Here is a 16332-nt window from a genome sequence, read left to right as displayed (position 1 = left end):
CCCCCTGCCAGTCCGTCCCAACGCACTTCCGGCTTCCAGGCGCCGGCGGCAACGGCTTTCGCCGCCCCGACGTAGTCGCTGGTCCAGTCGAGCACGAAAGACGTCAGCTGTTTGCCCGAAGCGAACTTGGCCATGTCGCTGGCATAGCCGATCGACCAAGCGCCGCCTTCGCCGGCGACCTGCACGCCGGTCGCGGTGTCCGTCATCGAGCAGATGACGTCGCAGCCTTGCGAAAGCAGCGTCTTGGCGGCTTCCTTCTCCTTGCCCGGATCGAACCAGGAATTCAGGAAGATGGCGTTGCAAGTGGCGTTCGGGTTGACGCTTTGCGCACCGAGCAGCAGGGCGTTGGCCGGACCGACGATATCCGGAATCGGGAAGCCGCCGATGAAGCCGATCTTGCCCGATTTCGACATATAGCCACCTGCCGCGCCGGCGACGAAAGTGCCTTCGTAATATTTCGCCTCGAAGGTTCCGAGATTGGCGAGATGGACGATGCCCGAACAATGTTCGAAGGCGACCTTCGGAAAGCGTGGCGCCACCTTCTGCATCGGGGTGCCATGCGAGAAACTGGTGCCGAAGATCAATTTGTTGCCGGCGCTGGCCAGCTCGCGAAAAATGCGCTCCGCATCTTGCGGCATGAAGATGTTGTCAATGACGGTGAGCTCGACCTTGTCGCCGAACGCGGCCTTGATGGCGTCGACACCGAGGCTGTGCTGCTTGGTCCAGCCGATTTCAGCGACCGGCGAGACATAGACGGCACCGATCTTCAGCACCTCCTGGGCGCGCGCGATCGTTGTCAGTCCTCCGGTGCCGAGCGCAGCGCCGAGCGCGCCGCTGTATTTGAGGAAATTGCGTCTTGTCAGATCGTTCATGATGGTAACCCTCTGTTGGTTTTTTTTGTTGGCGCCCGGCTTGTCGGTGCCCGGTCTACCTTGGGGAGATGGACGTGCACGTGCGCCGCGCTGCCGCCATTCCCTGATGCGTTGGCTGATTTCCTTGCCGCAACCGGCACAGTTGCGCCGTCGGTCTTGCCGTCGAGATAAGGCGCCAGCGCTTCGGCTGGCGTCATCTCCGGAAACACGTCGCGATCCATGATGTAGCCGCGCACCACCGCGCGATGGTGGGTGTCTATCAGGTCCATGGCCTGTTTCAGACGCCCCTTTTCCAGGAGATCGACGACCCGCGAGTGGTCATCCAGCAGATTGCAATAGTCGAAATCGGCGGTGATGAGAGAGCGCAACAGCGTCGTGCGGCGCACCAACTGTGCGTGGATTTCCTGCATGACCTTGTTGCGGCTGAGGCGCACGAAAACGGTATGGAATTCCTGGCCCAGCACATCGGCCAAGGCATGGTTGCCCGCGGCCACGGCCTGCCGTTGGCGTTCGACATGGTGTCGCAGCTCCGCCCAGCCGGCCGGGCCGAGCCGATCGCTGAGCTGCGCCGCGACGCCTTGTTCAACAAGGGTCAACGCGTCGTAGATCTCCATCGCCTCCTGCATGCTCGGCTTGGCGACGAAGGCGCCGCGGTTGCGCTCGATCTGCGCAAGCCCGTCATCGGCGAGCCGGATCAGGGCTTGGCGCACCACGATGCGGCTCACGTTGAATATTTCAGAGAGTTCGCGTTCGCCGAGCTTGCAGCCGGGCACAAGCCGATGGTCGATGATGGCGCGGGTCAACGTGTCCGCGATCGTCTGGGAACGGCTACTCAAGGCGCGGCTCTCTGCCATTTCGACGACATGATCAGCAGGCTCTCTTGATAGGGATATGCCTTGTCGGGGCGCGACATATCCCAGGTTCAGCTTTCCCATATCGGAATTCAATCATCATAATCTGTCAACACAAAAAAGGATTTTGGGTGACAAAAAAATGTTGATTGGTATCCAATCTTGTGATTTCGTTAGGTCTAAACGTCGGGCTAGGTTCATGGTGAAGGGCTAGCCGAGTTGGGAGGGAAGCCGATGGCAACCCGTTGTGTTGACCGCGAGCTTCTGAACGATTGGCACATCGTCGCGGATCAGGAATCGCTCAGCCAGGATACGCCATTTGCGACGCGCCTACTTGGGGTCGATCTCGCCGTTCACAATCGTTCGAACAAGATCGAAGTCGTTCGCAGCGATACGGGCGCCACGCTGAAAAGCGCTGAGCGTTATGGCTTCATCTGGACCTGCCTGGACAAACCCTGGCGCGACATCATCTACATCCCCGAGGCCAACGAGGCGGATCGGCATCTGGTCAATGGCGGGTCGATCGCGGTCAATGTGTCGGGCCTTCGCGCCGTCGAGAACTTTCTCGATATGGGGCATTTCCCCTTCATCCACACCGGCTGGCTCGGTGAGGAGCCGCATACCGAGGTGGCCCCTTACAAGGTGGAAATCACGCCTCAGGACGAGGTGCTGGCGACCGAATGCAAATTCTACCAGCCCATCGCATCGCCGACCGCAAAGGAAGGGTTTGTCGTCGAGTATATCTACAAGGTGATCCGGCCCTACACGGTGGCGCTTTACAAGAGCAATCCGATTCAGAAGGACAGGCTGGATGTCATCACGCTGTTCGTACAGCCGGTCGACGAAGAGAATTGCGTTGCGCATCCCTATCTCTGCTACCTCAAGGAGGGCATGGATGCGGCGACGGTGCGCAGTTTCATGCAATTGATCTTTGCCCAGGACAAACCGATCCTGGAAAATCAGGTCCCCAAGCGTCTGCCGCTTGATCCGCGCGCCGAGACACCGATCCGCGCTGATGCCGTCTCGGTTTCCTATCGGCGCTGGTTGCGTGATCGGGCGGTCACCTATGGTGCGATACCGGCCCAAGTCTGATGACGTCCAAGGGGCATTCAAGGGGTAATATGATGACAAAATGCTCGGATCCCGTGATCCTCAATCTCTGGCATCCGGTCGGGGCGATCGCGGAGGCTGTCCCCGGCGCTGTCCAGGAAACCGTTCTGCTCGAGGAGCGCCTCAGCTTTACGGTCAATGCGGATGGCGAGCCCGTCGTCTGGCGCTCGCGTCCCGATGTGCTGGGGGCTGACCGTGTTCCAGCCGCCGACAGATTGCCTGCCAAGAGCGCCTTCGGCTACGTCTGGACCTCGCTCGGCTCACCGCCGGCCGAGCTTTTTCCTATCCCGGAATATGAAGAGCCTGACCGCCGCAAGCTCAATGCGGCAACGTTCGGCGTCAACGTCTCGGCGCCGCGTGCCATCGAGAACTTTCTCGACATGGGTCACTTCCCCTATGTGCACACCGATATTCTCGGCGTCGAGCCGCACACCGAAGTCAAGGAATATGACGTCGAGATCTCTGTCGATCGCGACGAGATCCTGGCCACGCGCTGCCGCTTCTTCCAGCCGATGGCTTCGACCGCGTCCGACGGCGGTGCCGACGTCGACTACGTCTATCGCGTGCCGCATCCCTATTGCTCGGTGCTTTACAAATCGAGCCCGGTCGACGAAGCCCGGCGCGATGTTATTGCCGTCTTCCTGCAGCCGGTCGACCAGGAGCACGTGCGCGCCCACATGCTGCTTTGCGTGCTTGATGAAGACAATGAAGACAAGGTCATCAAGCGCTTTCAGCAGACCATCTTCGGCCAGGATAAGCCGATCCTGGAAAACCAGATGCCGAAGCGCCTGCCGCTGGACCCTCGCGCCGAGACCCCGATCCGCGCCGACAAGTCGGCCATCGCCTACCGGCGCTGGCTCAGCCAGAAGGGCATCACCTACGGCGTCATTCCGGTCGCGGCCTGACAAGACATTTTTGGAGACGACGAATGCTGGAAGTAGCCAAAAGTCAGTGGCATCCGATCGCTGCTGCCCATGATTTGCCGTTCCGCCATGTTTTCCACGGCCAATTGCTCGGTCGGGAATTTGCCGTGTGGCGGGCCGATGACGGTTACGTCAACATCTGGGAGAACCGGTGCCTGCATCGCGGCGTCAGGCTGTCGATCGGCATCAATGATGGGCGTGAGCTGAAATGCCAGTATCACGGCTGGCGCTATTCGAACCGCACCGCCGGCTGCACCTATATACCGGCGCATCCCGCCGACGCACCGGCCCGCACCATCACCAATCGCACCTTCCCGGCGGTCGAGCGCTACGGCCTGGTCTGGTCCTCGGAAGAGCCACGCGGCGAAGTGCCCGATGTTGCCGCACTAGCCGAAGGCAAGCAGCTCGCCCTGCGTGGAATTCCAGTCAACGCGCCGGCCGACAAGGTCGTCGAAAGGCTGAAAGCCTATCGCTTTCAGCCCAACGCAGCGATCGAAGGCGAGGGCGCGGAAACCATCATCGAGGCCGCGCAGGATTTTGCCGTGGCGCTGCACTCGCGCGATGGCGGTGCCGAGACGCACGGCGTGTTCTTCGTGCAGCCAGTGGATTCAAACCGCTCGGTGATCCGCGGAGTGCTCGATCAGGAGGCCGAAGGAGCCGCGCGCATCGCGATCCTGCGTCACCACAATGAACGGCTTTCCAGGCTGCGCGATGAAGTTGAGCGCGAAGCGGCAAGTGCGCCTGCGCTCACCCCCATTGAACCGGTCTACGAAAGAGTGTCGGCCGAACTTGCTGAAATGCCTGAGGTGACCACGCATGGCCGCAAGGCTGCGCTGCGTGTCAGCGTGGCCAGAAAATGGCAGACCGCTGACGGGATCGCAGGCTTCGAGCTTCGTCCGATCAAGGGCATCCTGCCGACGTTCCAGCCTGGAGCCCATATCGACGTCCACATGCCCAATGGCGAGATCAGGCAGTATTCGATCACCAACGGTCCCGGTGAAACCGACAGCTTCACCATCGGCGTCAAGCTGGAGCGGGACTCCAAGGGTGGCTCGAAATGCATGCATGAGACCGTGCGAGAGGGCGACGTGCTGGCGATTTCCGAGCCACGCAACAACTTCCCGCTGCGCCGCGATGCGATCAAGACGCTGTTCGTCGCCGGCGGCATCGGCATCACGCCGCTGCTCGCCATGGCCCAGGCCTTGAAGAACCAGGAACTGACGCATGAGCTTCACTATTTCGCACAGGGTGAAGAACACCTCGCTTTCGCCGATCGGCTGAAGCATCTCGGCGATGCGCTGAAACCACATCTCGGGCTCTCACCTGATGCAACCGGTGCCGAGCTTCGACGGATTCTCGCCGATTACCGCAATGGCATGCATCTCTACATCTGCGGTCCCGGACCAATGCTGGAGGCCGCGCGCAAGATAGCGGCCGATCAAGGCTGGCCGGAAACCGCTGTCCATTTCGAGTATTTCAAGAACACCAACAAGATCGACGACAGTTCGAGCTTCGAGGTGGCGCTGGCGCGCTCCTGCGTCACGCTTCAGGTGCCGGCGGGCAAGACGATCATGCAGGTCATGCGCGAGAGCGGCGTCGACGTTCCATCATCTTGCGAGCAAGGCGCCTGCGGCACGTGCGTGGCGACCGTGATCGAGGGCGAACCGGACCATCAGGACGTCTACCTCAACGATGCCGAGAGGAAGGCCGGAACCAAGATCATGACCTGCGTTTCGCGCGCCAAATCGGCACGCCTCGTGCTGGACATCTAGGAGCTGCCGATGATCACGCTTTACGATTACGAACTGTCCGGCAATTGCTACAAGCTGCGGCTGCTGATGAGTTTTCTCGGCATCGATTACAAGACCGTGCCGGTCGACTTCTACCCCGGCCGAGAACATAAGTCGGAATGGTTCCTGAAACTCAACCCGCTCGGCCAGTTGCCGGTCATCGAGGATGACGGTCTGATCTTGCGCGACGCCCAGGCGATCCTTGTCTATCTCGCCTCGAAATACGACCTATCCGGCACCTGGTATTCCAGGGACAATCCGGCCCTGCTCGGCGAAATCAGCCAGTGGCTGGCCTTCGCCGACGGCATCACGTCGACGTCGTCGGCGGCGCGATTGCACGATGCGCTGTTCTACGATTTCGACATCGACGCCGCCCGCGCCGGGGCGCACCGGCTGTTCCGTATCCTCGACGAACATCTGTGGTTCGGCGAACAGCAGGGCCGCAACTGGATCTGTTCGGCCAGTCACCCGACCATCGCCGACATCGCCTGTTTTCCTTACATCATCCTGTCGGAGGAGGGCGGTATTCCGCGCCAGGACTATCCGGCAATTCGGCGCTGGTGCGACCGTGTCAAGCGCATCAAGGGGTTTACGGTGATGTCAGGCGTGTTCCCGGCAGGTCCTGGCAAGATCGCCGCTTAGTCTGACTACGCAGGGCAGCAGCCACGGCTTCGGCCAAAGAAAATTTTGGGAGAGAAGAAGTATGAAAACCCGCGCCGCTGTCGCAGTCGCCGCCGGAAAGCCGCTGGAGATCATGGAGGTCGACCTCGACGGCCCACGTGAGGGCGAGGTGCTGGTCGAGATCAAGGCGACAGGCATCTGCCACACTGACGAATTCACGCTGTCGGGCGCCGATCCGGAAGGCCTGTTTCCAGCCATCCTCGGCCATGAGGGCGCCGGCGTCGTCGTCGATGTCGGCAAGGGTGTCACCTCGCTCAAGAAGGGCGACCACGTTATCCCGCTCTATACGCCCGAATGCCGCCAGTGCCATTCCTGCCTGTCGCGAAAGACCAATCTGTGCACGGCCATCCGCGCCACCCAGGGGCAAGGCCTGATGCCGGACGGATCATCGCGCTTCTCGATCGGCAAGGACAAGATCTTTCACTACATGGGCTGCTCGACTTTCTCCAACTTCACCGTGCTGCCCGAGATCGCGCTGGCCAAGGTCAACCCGGCCGCCCCCTTTGACAAGATCTGCTATATCGGCTGCGGCGTCACCACCGGCATCGGTGCTGTGATCAACACCGCCAAGGTCGAGATCGGCGCCACCGCGGTGATCTTCGGTCTCGGCGGCATCGGCCTCAACGTCATCCAGGGCCTGAAGCTTGCCGGCGCCGACATGATCATCGGCGTCGATTTGAACAACGACAAGAAGGAGTGGGGCGAGCGGTTCGGCATGACGCATTTCGTCAATCCAAAGGAGATCGACGGCGATGTCGTGCCCTACCTCGTCAACATGACCAAGCGTGGCGCCGACCAGATCGGCGGCGCCGACTACACATTCGACTGCACCGGCAGCACCAAGGTGATGCGTCAGGCGCTCGAAGCCTCGCATCGCGGCTGGGGCAAGTCGGTCGTCATCGGCGTCGCCGGCGCCGGCCAGGAAATTTCCACACGGCCATTCCAGCTGGTCACCGGACGCACCTGGATGGGGACCGCCTTCGGCGGCGCGCGCGGCCGCACCGATGTGCCGAAGATCGTCGACTGGTACATGGACGGCAAGATCCAGATCGACCCGATAATCACCCACACGCTGAAGCTCGAGGACATCAACAAGGGTTTCGATCTCATGCATGAGGGCAAAAGCATTCGCAGCGTGGTGGTTTATTGATCGGTTTGAGGCATACGCCGCGCTGAAGGTTCTGTGTTCCCAAAATACGTGCTTCCCCAGCATCGGCGTAAGATCGGCGTCGCAGGCATTCCGGAATGCCTGCGACGCCGGTCGATCGGACCTGCCCAATTTCACGCGTCAAGAAGATCAACGGCGGATGGCTGACGTCCCGGACCTTTGGGTCGCAGCAGAACGAGATAGCCATTCACATCGCCATCGCCAATCGCAACATGCGGATCGCGAGGCCAATCTCTGAGCACGTCCGCTGAAATCACTACAAAGTCTGCTTCAGCCGCTATCGGCTCAATGCACCAGCGCCATCCGCCGGCTGCCGGTGTTCGATTTGGCACTCCCTTGATAAGCTAAGGCAAACTGCGCTACGCGACCTGTTGGTGCCGTCATTCCCGATCGAGTGGAAAAATCGGCCGCGGTACATTCCGGTACGGCATCCGCTCATAGTGAGGCGTACAAAGCGCGCCACTGTCGCAGACGATGATCTTGCCGGCAATCGGCGTGAACGCGGCACGGAAGTGCTGCATGGATTTCAATGCGACCACCCGCTTTGCCGCCGGGTCGATGCCGAATGCCCTGAACTGCTGGAGGTCCAGCATCTGCTGGGCGATGGTCACGACCAGGATTTCGATGCCGTCGACGCGCAGCACCGCGCTTGGACCGAAGTTGCCGGGCAGTCCGCCGATCATCGGCCCGTCGCCGACGAAGTGGCCATCGCTCAGCGCCACGATCTCGGCATTGAGCTCGAGCGTGCCGCCGCCGAAGCGGGCGTCGGTCTTGCCGCCAAGCGCGATCTCGACGCGTTCGCCAACGGCCGACCCATGCAAGGCCGCCGCAGCCTCGCCATCGACCATCGGACCGAAGCAGGCGTCGGTCACCCCGGCATCGAGCATCGCCTTCAGCAGAGTGGTCGAGTCGCCATAGCCGCCACCGCCGGGATTGTCGGCATAATCGGCGATGACAAGCGGGCCATCATCTGACTTGTAGGCTAAGGCGACGGTCGCGGCCTCCTCGACGCTGATATACGCGTTCAGCACCTCGTGGCGTTTCTCCCAGATATCGTCGGCGATCGTTTCGGCGAACGCCTGGTGCGCCGCGAAATCACCCTGGCCGGTGACCAGCACGGTTGGCCCGACCTCGGCAATATCGGCGCTGGCGAAGCCGCCATTGATGCTGACGGCAAACACGTCGGCTTGTGCCTCGTAGGCTCGTGCGGATGCGAGCCGCTCAAGCATCGGACCGATGTCGGTGCGCCCGCCATTGACCTCCTCGAGCATGGGTTGCCTGGCGCTGATCGTGCGCGGCTTGATCTCGCCGGCCATTGTGCGCTGCAGGATCTCGCCGGCCTGCCGGCCGATTTCACGCATATCGACATGAGGATAGGTCTTGAAGGCGACGATGATATCGGCGAGCTCGCACATCCGCCGGCTGACATTGGCGTGCGGGTCAAGCGTAATGGCAATCGGCACGGCCTGGCCAACCACGGCACGCAAAAGCCGAAGCAGTTCGCCTTCGCCGTCCTCGCAAAAATCGGGAACCATGGCGCCGTGCAGTCCGAGCAGAATCCCGTCGAAATTTCCTGATGTCGCGGCAGCGATCAATGGTTCGCATAGCCAGTCGAACGCAGCGCGCGTGACCCTGCCGCTCGGGCCGGCGGCGGAACTCAGCACATGCTCGACCTGCCAGCCATGAACGCGCCCCACATCGAGGAAACCGGCAAGCTCGGTGTTGGCGTCGCGCCGCTGGGCAATGGCTTCCGCTCCCGCCAGAAAATAGCGGTCGCGGAACGCCTGCTCGTCAGTCGGATGACGGCTGAACGTGTTGGTCTCGTGGTAGATTTCCGCGGTCAGGACTTTGAAGGTCATAAGTTGCTCCAGGGAGGCAATGGGTTCGGACGCGGCAAACCGCAAAGAGGCGGCAATTCGGCGCCGTGGATCAGTCCGGATGGTGGCAGGCTACGGCGTGGCCTCCTCCGGAAGCTGCCAGGAGCGGCGTCTCCACCCGGCAACGTTCGCTCGCTCTTGGGCAGCGCGTCGCGAAGGCGCAGCCGGGCCCAAGATCGAATGGGCTCGGCACCTCTCCGGCCAAGGGCTGGATGCGGCGGCGCAGCTTCGGATCGGGCTGGAACGAGCTGTCGAGCAGCGTTCTGGTATAGGGATGGCGCGCCGGCGCGTCGGTATCGGGCAACGCCTCGACAACGCGGCCGAGATACATCACCAGCACTTCGTCGCAGAAATATTTTACCAGTGCGAGGTCATGGGAAATGAACAGGTAGGTCAGGCCCATCTCCTCCTGCAGCCGTTCGAGCAGGCCAACGATTTGGGCCTGGATCGAGACGTCCAGCGAGGCCGTCGGCTCGTCCAGCACCAGAAGCGCGGGCTTCAGCGCAAGCGCACGGGCGATGCCGATGCGCTGCTTCTGGCCGCCCGACAGCTGATGCGGGTAGCTTGATGCCGTCTGAGGGTTGAGTCCGACCATGGTCAGTAATCCGCTGATCGTATCGGATCTCGCGGCTGACGAAAGCCGTACCCCCTGGATCTGGAAAGGCTCCATCACCGCCTCGGCAACGGTGTAGCGGGGGTCGATCGCCGAATAGGGGTCCTGGAACACCATTTGCATACGTGCGCGCAGACGGCGCATCTCGCGCGGGCGCTGTGTCAGCAAATCCAGGCCATCGAAACGGACCGCACCGCTCGATGGTTCGATCAGGCGCAGGATGAGCCGCGCCAGCGTGGACTTTCCACAGCCGGATTCACCGACGACGCCGACAACCCGGCCCTTCGTCATCTGGAACGACACGTCGTTGACCGCGTACATCGAGCGGGCCGCGCCGAACAGGCTGCGCTTGCTGGTGTATCGTTTGGACAGGCTGCTGACTTCCAGGAATGCGCTCATCCGACCGCTCCGGCAAAATGGCATGCGGCGGCGCCATCACGGCTGGCTATGAAAGGCGGCGACACGGCAGCGCAGATCGCCTCGGCGCGCGGGCAGCGCGGGTGAAAGCGGCAACCCTGCGGATAGTGGGCGACGCTTGGGACGGTACCCTCGATGCCCTTCAAGCGCTGTGCGCCCGCCAGGCCGCGCGGGATGCAGCCGATCAGTGCCTTTGTATAGGGATGGCGCGGATCATCGAAAATCGCCGCGACCGTTCCATGTTCGACGGCGGTCCCGGCATACATCACCACGACCTTGTCGCAGGCTTGGGCAACAACGCTCATATCGTGGGTAATCAGCACCATGCTCAGACCGCGGTCACGGATCAGATCGCTCAGCAAGCGGATGATCTGCGCCTGGACGGTGACGTCCAGCGCCGTGGTCGGTTCGTCGGCGATCAGCAAATCAGGGTCGGCGGCAAGCGCCATGGCGATGACGATGCGCTGCTTCATGCCGCCGGACAATTGGTGGGGGTAAAGGTGATAGATGGAAGCCGGTTCCGGAATCCGCAATTCGCCCAGCAGCTCGACGGTGCGGTTGCGCGCGGCCGATCTGTCCAGGCCAAGATGCAGCCGTGCCACGACATCGATCTGCGGTCCGACCTTTTTCAGAGGGTCGAGCGACGTCATCGGATTCTGCGTGATCAGGCCAATACGGCCACCGCGCAGTTTTCGGTAGGCCGGTTCAGGCAAAACGGTCAAATCGCCGCCGTCAAAGACCACCGAGCCGCCGGTGATACGCCCGCCGATCAGCGGCAGCAGCCCCATGATGGCCATGGCGGTCAACGACTTTCCCGATCCGGATTCGCCAACCAGTCCCAGCGTCTCACCCTTCTCGAGCGAAAATGATACGCTGGACAATGGCGTGAGCGCGCCGATCGCAACGCGCAGAGCTTCCACTTTCAGGATCGTGCTCATGTTCCGCGCAGCCGTTCGCGGATGTCGAGTGCCCGGATCAACGCATCGCCGAACAGGTTGATCGCAATCACGGTTACGGCAACGACGAGACCGGGAAAAATGATGACCCAGGGTGCCAGGAAAAGCTGCGCGGTGCCGCTGCTCATCATGGCACCCCAGCTTGGCGTGGGCGGCTGCGCGCCAAGGCCGAAGAAGCCGAGCGTCGCCTCCAGGATGATACCGTCGCCGATGGCAAGCATGCCGACCACGATGACCGGCGCAACGGCATTCGGCAGCAGGTGGCGCGACAGGATGTGGGCGGGCGTCGCCCCCAGGTTGATGGTTGCCTCAATGAATGTCTCGCGCTTCAGCTGGACGATTTGCGCCCGGGTCAGTCGGGTGAATTGTGCCAGGTAGGCGACGGCTATGGCGAACATCGTGCTGGACAGGCCGGGGCCGATGATCGCCACCAGCATGAGTGCGATCAGGATGTCGGGAAACGACCATGTCAGATCGACGATCGTCATCACTGCGCGTTCGAACAGGCCGCCGAAATAGCCGGCGGCGGCGCCGAGCGCCATCCCCACGATCATCGAGAAACCGATGGCAGTCGCGCTGACCGACAGCGAGGTGCGCGCGCCGTACATGACGCGCGAGAGGACATCGCGGCCGAATTCGTCGGTGCTCATCAGATGCGGCCAACCCGGCGCGGCGTTGCTGTTGGCCAGATCCTGGATGGTGACATCGAAGGGCGTGATCCATGGCGCGGTTAGCGCCACCGCCAGCAGGATCAGGATATAGCCGCCCGAAAACAGGCCGAGCGGCGTCGCGAAGGCGCGACCGACGCCGGACTGAGCCAATGCGTTCATGTGGTGGCTTCCCTGACACGAGGGTCCAGCGCGGCCTGGGCGACGTCGCCGATCAGCGTTCCGAGCATCACGGCAAGCGCCAGCATGAGCAGGCATCCCTGCACGACGGGATAATCACGCTGACCGAGCGCACGGATAAGCAGGCTGCCGAGGCCGGGCCGGCCGAAAACGAATTCGACGGTGACCGCGCCGCCGAGGATCCAGCCAATGCGCAAGGCCAGGATCGTGACGACCGGCAGAAAGGCGTGCGGCAGCAGATGGCGAAACAGGATGGTCGAGCGGGACAGCCCCTTGGCGTGCAAAAGCGTGACAAAATCTTGGCGTGCGATCTCGACCAGCGCCACGCGGGTGACACGGGCCACCAGCGCGATACCGCCGAAACCGATCGTCAGGACCGGCAGGACAAGAGCTGTCCAGGTCTTGGCGCCGGAGACTGGAAACCAGCCGAGCGTCACCGAAAACAGCAGGATCATCAGCAGCGCCAACCAGAAACTGGGAACCGTCGAGCCAAGCAGGATGAAAGCTTTGACCACCTGTTCCACGGCCGGGTTCTTGGCAACCGCGGAGATGGTGCCGGCGATCATGCCGACGATCGAAGAGAAGGCGAAGGCGAGGGCGCCAAGGGTCAAGCTGTAGGGCAGGTTCTGCCAGATCAGGTCCGAAACCGGGCGGCGCAATACGATTGCCTGGCCGAAATCCCCGCTCAGGACGCTCCTGATCCACAGCAGGTATTGCTCGATCAGCGTCCGGTCGAGGCCGTATTTCACGGTCATTGCGAGCCGGTCCTCCGGAGACGAGCCGACGCGCATGAGGTTGTCGATCGGATCGCCAGGCAGGAGATGAACGACCAGGAAGATTACGACCGAAATCGACAGGGACACCGGAATGAGCATCAGCAGACGTTGCAGCGTGTATTTGATGATCATCCCGGCTCCTCCGGTGACTCACGAGTGGTCAAACGCAGGCCGTACTGGTTACTGCAGGACTTCCATGTCCATGATGGTCTGCGATCGGAAACGCGGACCGCGAACCTTTTCGGGCACGCTCACTGTCTTGGGGTTGAAGGCGACATTGGTAGCAGGCTGGTAGATCGGCACGAACAGGAACTGGGACAGAAGGTACTCGTGGTAGGTCTTGAAGTTGGCGATGCGCTCGGCCGATGTCTTCGAGGTGGTCATCGCAATCTTGTCCAGCTCGTCGGATTTGGCGTCTTTCCACATCGAGATGTTCGGGTAGCCGAGCCGCGCGCCGCTGAAGAACCAGTCGAGAATGTCGGCGTTGTTCCAGTCGTAGCCGCGCACGGCGAGCTGGTGGTTATTCTTCTTGTACTCGTCGCGGATCGTGCTGGAATCGAGCACGGTGATTTCCGCGTCCATGCCGATATCCTTGAGCTGTGCCTGCACCACCTGGGTAAGCCGCTTGAACTCCGTATCGTTTTGCGTGAAGAGCTTGACCTTCAGGGCTTGGCCGTCTTTGGCGCGCACGCCGTCGTCGGCCCTTTTCCATCCGGCCTCGTCGAGCAGCGCATTGGCCTTGGCGAGGTCGAAACTGACGTCGAGACCAGGCTTGACCTGGGATTCAGGAAGCGAGCTGATGAGGAAGTTGTGTGCTTCCTGGCCAACGCCGGCATAGACGCTGTCGAGGATGGCCTTCTGGTTGATCGCGAGCGCAGTGGCCTGGCGGACCTTGATGTCGGTGAACGGCGCCACGGACGTATTGATAGGCATGTAATTGATGCCGGTTCCCGGCATCGTGATGATGGTAGCGGCCTTTTCGCCCTTGATGATCGACAGGAAATCGGTGGGCACGCCGAGCAGCACATCGACGCCGCCGGTCTTCAATTCGAGGAATGCGGTCGACTGGTCGGGAATCTCACGGAAGGTGATCTTGGCGATCTTCGCCGCGCCCTGGTTGACCGACAGGTCCGAATCCCAGGCGTAATCGTCATTGCGGACCAATACTGTCTCAAGTCCTATCGAGAAGCTTTCCAGCTTGAATGGCCCCGTGCCGACAGCGGTGGTGACGCCGTAGTCCTTGCCCAGCGCCTTGTAGGATTTGGGGCTGGGCACGCCCATGAAGGAACTGGCGAGGTTGTAGAGCATGTTCGGCTCCGGCCGCTTCATGACGAATTTGACGGTCAGTGGATCGACGACCACGACCTTGTCGATTGCCTCGACCATGAAGGCATTCTCCGTGCCGGCGAAGGTCGGGATCCAGGCCGCGATCGTCTCGGCGTTGAACGGCTCGCCATCATGGAATTTGACGCCGGGATGCAGCTTGAACTCCCAGGTCATGCCGTCGGGGCTTTCCTGCCATGACGTGGCCAGATGCGGGTGGAACGACTGATCGGCATCCTGCTCGATCAGCCGGTCGTAGATCAGCGACGTCGCCGAATTGAGGTTGCTGGAGGTGACCGGATTGTACGAGGTCGCGCCCAGTTCGCCGGCAGGAAGCGCGAAAGTCGCTTCCTGGGCCATTGCCGCCGATGGCAGGCCTGTCATGAAAAGGCCGACGGACAGAAGTGCCGAGCCTGAGAGAAGTGCCTTGGTCATGGTACGCATGTCATTGTTCCCTGTTGTTATGGTTATTGGGCTGCGGTAGGTGTCGGATTAGTCTCCCATCGAGGGTCCGGTCGGGTCGCCGACATATCCAGTGAAGCGGCTGTAGAGGCGCGATACCTCATTCATGCGCTGCTCCACCTCGGGACCAAGCTCGATGAACACGCCGTTGACGAGCAGGTTGGTCAGGCTCGCCATCTGGGCGGTCGATTCCCAGAACAGATTGAATTCCGTCGGGACCACGAACATCTCATCGACCAGTTCGCGACCCCAGTCACAGAAGACGTCGGTGATCAGGGTGGTCGGTATACCGAGCCCTCGTGCCTCCTGCGCCAGCAGGCGCGCCATGCGCGAATAGCGCTTGGCCTCGAAGAGAACGAGACAGGACTGCTTGCTGTCGGAGGCCAGAAGTTCGCTGAAATTGCCGCCGGCCAGATCGAGGAGATGAACGCGGTCGCGCAGATACTGCAGCTGATTGACGAAGGTCTGTGCAACACCGCGCTCGGTCTGGAAACCGGAGACGAAGACGGCGGGTGTCGTGGCAAGACGCTTGACGACGCGCTTCCATTCCGGCGTGTGGGCAAGTTCATAGACAGCAACCAGGCCTGCTATTTCGAGCTGCAGCCCGCGCGCCAGTTGGTCCTCTCCGGCAAGCGTTCGGCGCTGCAAATCGCGAAGCCGATCGCTGATCAGCCACGGCCGGTCGCCCAAATCCTGTTTGAGATGATCCTTCAGATCCTTGAAGCTGGTGTAGCCGAGGGAGCGGCAGAACCGTCCGACGGTCGGTTCACTGACCTCCACTTTGCTCGCGATGCTGCCGGCGGTCTCAAAGGCGAGACTGTTCAACTGGGCGAGCATGAAACTTGCAATCGCCTTGTCTGCCTTGGACGCGCCGCCCAAGCAATCCGACAGCCTTTGGCGAACCGAACCGATCATGCGCAATTCTCCTCCGCCGACTACAAAGTTATAAATCTAACATGGTGTCAACATATTTTTGTTTTCTTGCATTCCTGCGGGAACTGCACTCTTGTGCGGCGACGGCGACAGAGCGCCTGATCGAACCGCCAGTACAAGCGCGGATAGTGGAGGGTCGTCCGTCCGGCGTGCCACGGCACCTGGATAGGGATGCAAGCCAAAGGCCAGGCCGTCATGGACTACGACTATCTTGTCATCGGCGCGGGCATCTCAGGCTCCGCCGCCGCCTATGAACTCGCAGCCTTCGGGACCGTCGCGCTCATCGAGGCAGAATCGACGCCCGGCTACCACAGCACCGGAAGGTCGGCCGCGCTCTTCACACCCAACTATGGCGTCGCCACGGTCCGACGCATCAACAAGACAAGCCAGGCTTTCTTCCTGAACCCGCCAGATGAATTCTGTGACAGGCCGCTTTTGACCCAACGCGGCATGTTGACGGTGGCCGCTCCCGGCGAGGAAGACCTGCTGGCGCCGATCCTCGACCTGTCGACGGACGGATACGAAATCCGGAAACTGGATGCGGCTGGCACTCTCTCCTTGGCACCGTTGCTTCGCCGCGAACGTGTCGCGGCGTCGGCCTTTGAAAGCGACGTCATGGACATCGATGTCGCCTCCCTCCACCAAGGCTTCCTGCGCGGCATCAGGCGGCGCGGCGGGCTCGTCCTTAGCGGCAAACGCATCACGAAACTGGACCGCCGCGCCGCCTGATGC

Annotated in this window: 15 protein-coding genes; 6 read left to right on the top strand and 9 right to left on the bottom strand. The window is 61.6% G+C overall.

All coding sequences use genetic code 11. The features are described 5' to 3' along the window. Both EN943_RS25220 and EN943_RS25215 read right to left on the bottom strand, forming a co-directional pair. On the bottom strand, positions 1 to 872 hold an 872-nt coding region (locus EN943_RS25220; protein ID WP_127415075.1), incomplete at its 3' end, for a BMP family ABC transporter substrate-binding protein. Beyond that, the gene (locus EN943_RS25215; protein WP_127415076.1) at positions 869 to 1708 is read right to left on the bottom strand and encodes a GntR family transcriptional regulator; all 840 of its coding nucleotides are present in this window, start codon (positions 1706 to 1708) and stop codon (positions 869 to 871) included. The genes EN943_RS25215 and EN943_RS25220, both read right to left, overlap by 4 nt. A 249-nt stretch (positions 1709 to 1957) precedes the next feature. Between EN943_RS25215 and EN943_RS25210 the strand changes: the two genes are divergently transcribed. The 5 genes from EN943_RS25210 (at position 1958) to EN943_RS25190 (ending at position 7377) form a co-directional block, all read left to right on the top strand. After that, on the top strand, positions 1958 to 2815 hold the full coding sequence (locus tag EN943_RS25210) for an aromatic ring-hydroxylating dioxygenase subunit alpha (protein ID WP_127415074.1): 858 nt from the start codon (positions 1958 to 1960) through the stop codon (positions 2813 to 2815). Positions 2816 to 2844: 29 nt separating this feature from the next. Beyond that, positions 2845 to 3738, top strand: coding sequence for an aromatic ring-hydroxylating dioxygenase subunit alpha (locus EN943_RS25205; RefSeq protein WP_127415073.1), 894 nt, complete (start codon positions 2845 to 2847; stop codon positions 3736 to 3738). 23 nt (positions 3739 to 3761) lie between these two features. After that, a complete protein-coding gene (locus EN943_RS25200) occupies positions 3762 to 5528 on the top strand; it encodes a Rieske 2Fe-2S domain-containing protein (RefSeq protein ID WP_127415072.1) in 1767 nt (588 codons plus the stop codon). A 9-nt stretch (positions 5529 to 5537) separates the two neighbouring features. Continuing rightward, on the top strand, positions 5538 to 6188 hold the full coding sequence (locus EN943_RS25195) for a glutathione S-transferase (protein ID WP_127415071.1): 651 nt from the start codon (positions 5538 to 5540) through the stop codon (positions 6186 to 6188). Between the two features lie 61 nt (positions 6189 to 6249). Further along, complete coding sequence (locus tag EN943_RS25190; RefSeq protein ID WP_127415070.1) at positions 6250 to 7377, top strand: S-(hydroxymethyl)glutathione dehydrogenase/class III alcohol dehydrogenase; 1128 nt, start codon at positions 6250 to 6252, stop codon at positions 7375 to 7377. A gap of 398 nt (positions 7378 to 7775) precedes the next feature. Here the strand turns inward: EN943_RS25190 and EN943_RS25185 are convergent, their stop codons facing one another. The 7 genes from EN943_RS25185 to EN943_RS25155 all read right to left on the bottom strand — a co-directional run bounded on the left by EN943_RS25185 (position 7776) and on the right by EN943_RS25155 (position 15582). Then, positions 7776 to 9254, bottom strand: a complete 1479-nt coding sequence (locus EN943_RS25185) for a M81 family metallopeptidase (protein ID WP_127415069.1) — start codon at positions 9252 to 9254, stop codon at positions 7776 to 7778. 70 nt (positions 9255 to 9324) lie between these two features. Beyond that, complete coding sequence (locus EN943_RS25180) at positions 9325 to 10284, bottom strand: oligopeptide/dipeptide ABC transporter ATP-binding protein (RefSeq protein ID WP_127415068.1); 960 nt, start codon at positions 10282 to 10284, stop codon at positions 9325 to 9327. Continuing rightward, entirely contained in the window at positions 10281 to 11240 is a 960-nt protein-coding gene (locus EN943_RS25175; protein WP_127415067.1) for an ABC transporter ATP-binding protein, read from the bottom strand. The genes EN943_RS25180 and EN943_RS25175 overlap by 4 nt, the downstream gene beginning before the upstream one ends. Next, a complete protein-coding gene (locus EN943_RS25170) occupies positions 11237 to 12088 on the bottom strand; it encodes an ABC transporter permease (protein ID WP_127415066.1) in 852 nt (283 codons plus the stop codon). Before EN943_RS25170 ends, EN943_RS25175 begins: the two co-directional genes overlap by 4 nt. Beyond that, positions 12085 to 13014 (bottom strand): ABC transporter permease, encoded by a 930-nt coding sequence (locus EN943_RS25165; RefSeq protein WP_127415065.1) that lies wholly within the window; start codon positions 13012 to 13014, stop codon positions 12085 to 12087. The genes EN943_RS25170 and EN943_RS25165 overlap by 4 nt, the downstream gene beginning before the upstream one ends. 48 nt (positions 13015 to 13062) lie before the next feature. Beyond that, positions 13063 to 14649, bottom strand: coding sequence for an ABC transporter substrate-binding protein (locus EN943_RS25160; RefSeq protein ID WP_127415064.1), 1587 nt, complete (start codon positions 14647 to 14649; stop codon positions 13063 to 13065). 48 nt (positions 14650 to 14697) lie between these two features. Beyond that, complete coding sequence (locus EN943_RS25155; RefSeq protein ID WP_127415063.1) at positions 14698 to 15582, bottom strand: MurR/RpiR family transcriptional regulator; 885 nt, start codon at positions 15580 to 15582, stop codon at positions 14698 to 14700. A gap of 189 nt (positions 15583 to 15771) precedes the next feature. On the opposite strand from EN943_RS25155, the gene EN943_RS25150 reads away from it, so the two are divergent. Continuing rightward, positions 15772 to 16329, top strand: coding sequence for an FAD-dependent oxidoreductase (locus tag EN943_RS25150; protein WP_127415062.1), 558 nt, complete (start codon positions 15772 to 15774; stop codon positions 16327 to 16329). Positions 16330 to 16332: the final 3 nt, after the last annotated feature.

Source organism: Mesorhizobium sp. M7A.F.Ca.US.006.01.1.1 (assembly GCF_003997935.1).
Taxonomy (GTDB): domain Bacteria; phylum Pseudomonadota; class Alphaproteobacteria; order Rhizobiales; family Rhizobiaceae; genus Mesorhizobium.
The sequence above is the reverse complement of the archived record's forward strand: the minus strand, read 5'-3'. Positions and strand labels throughout refer to the sequence as shown.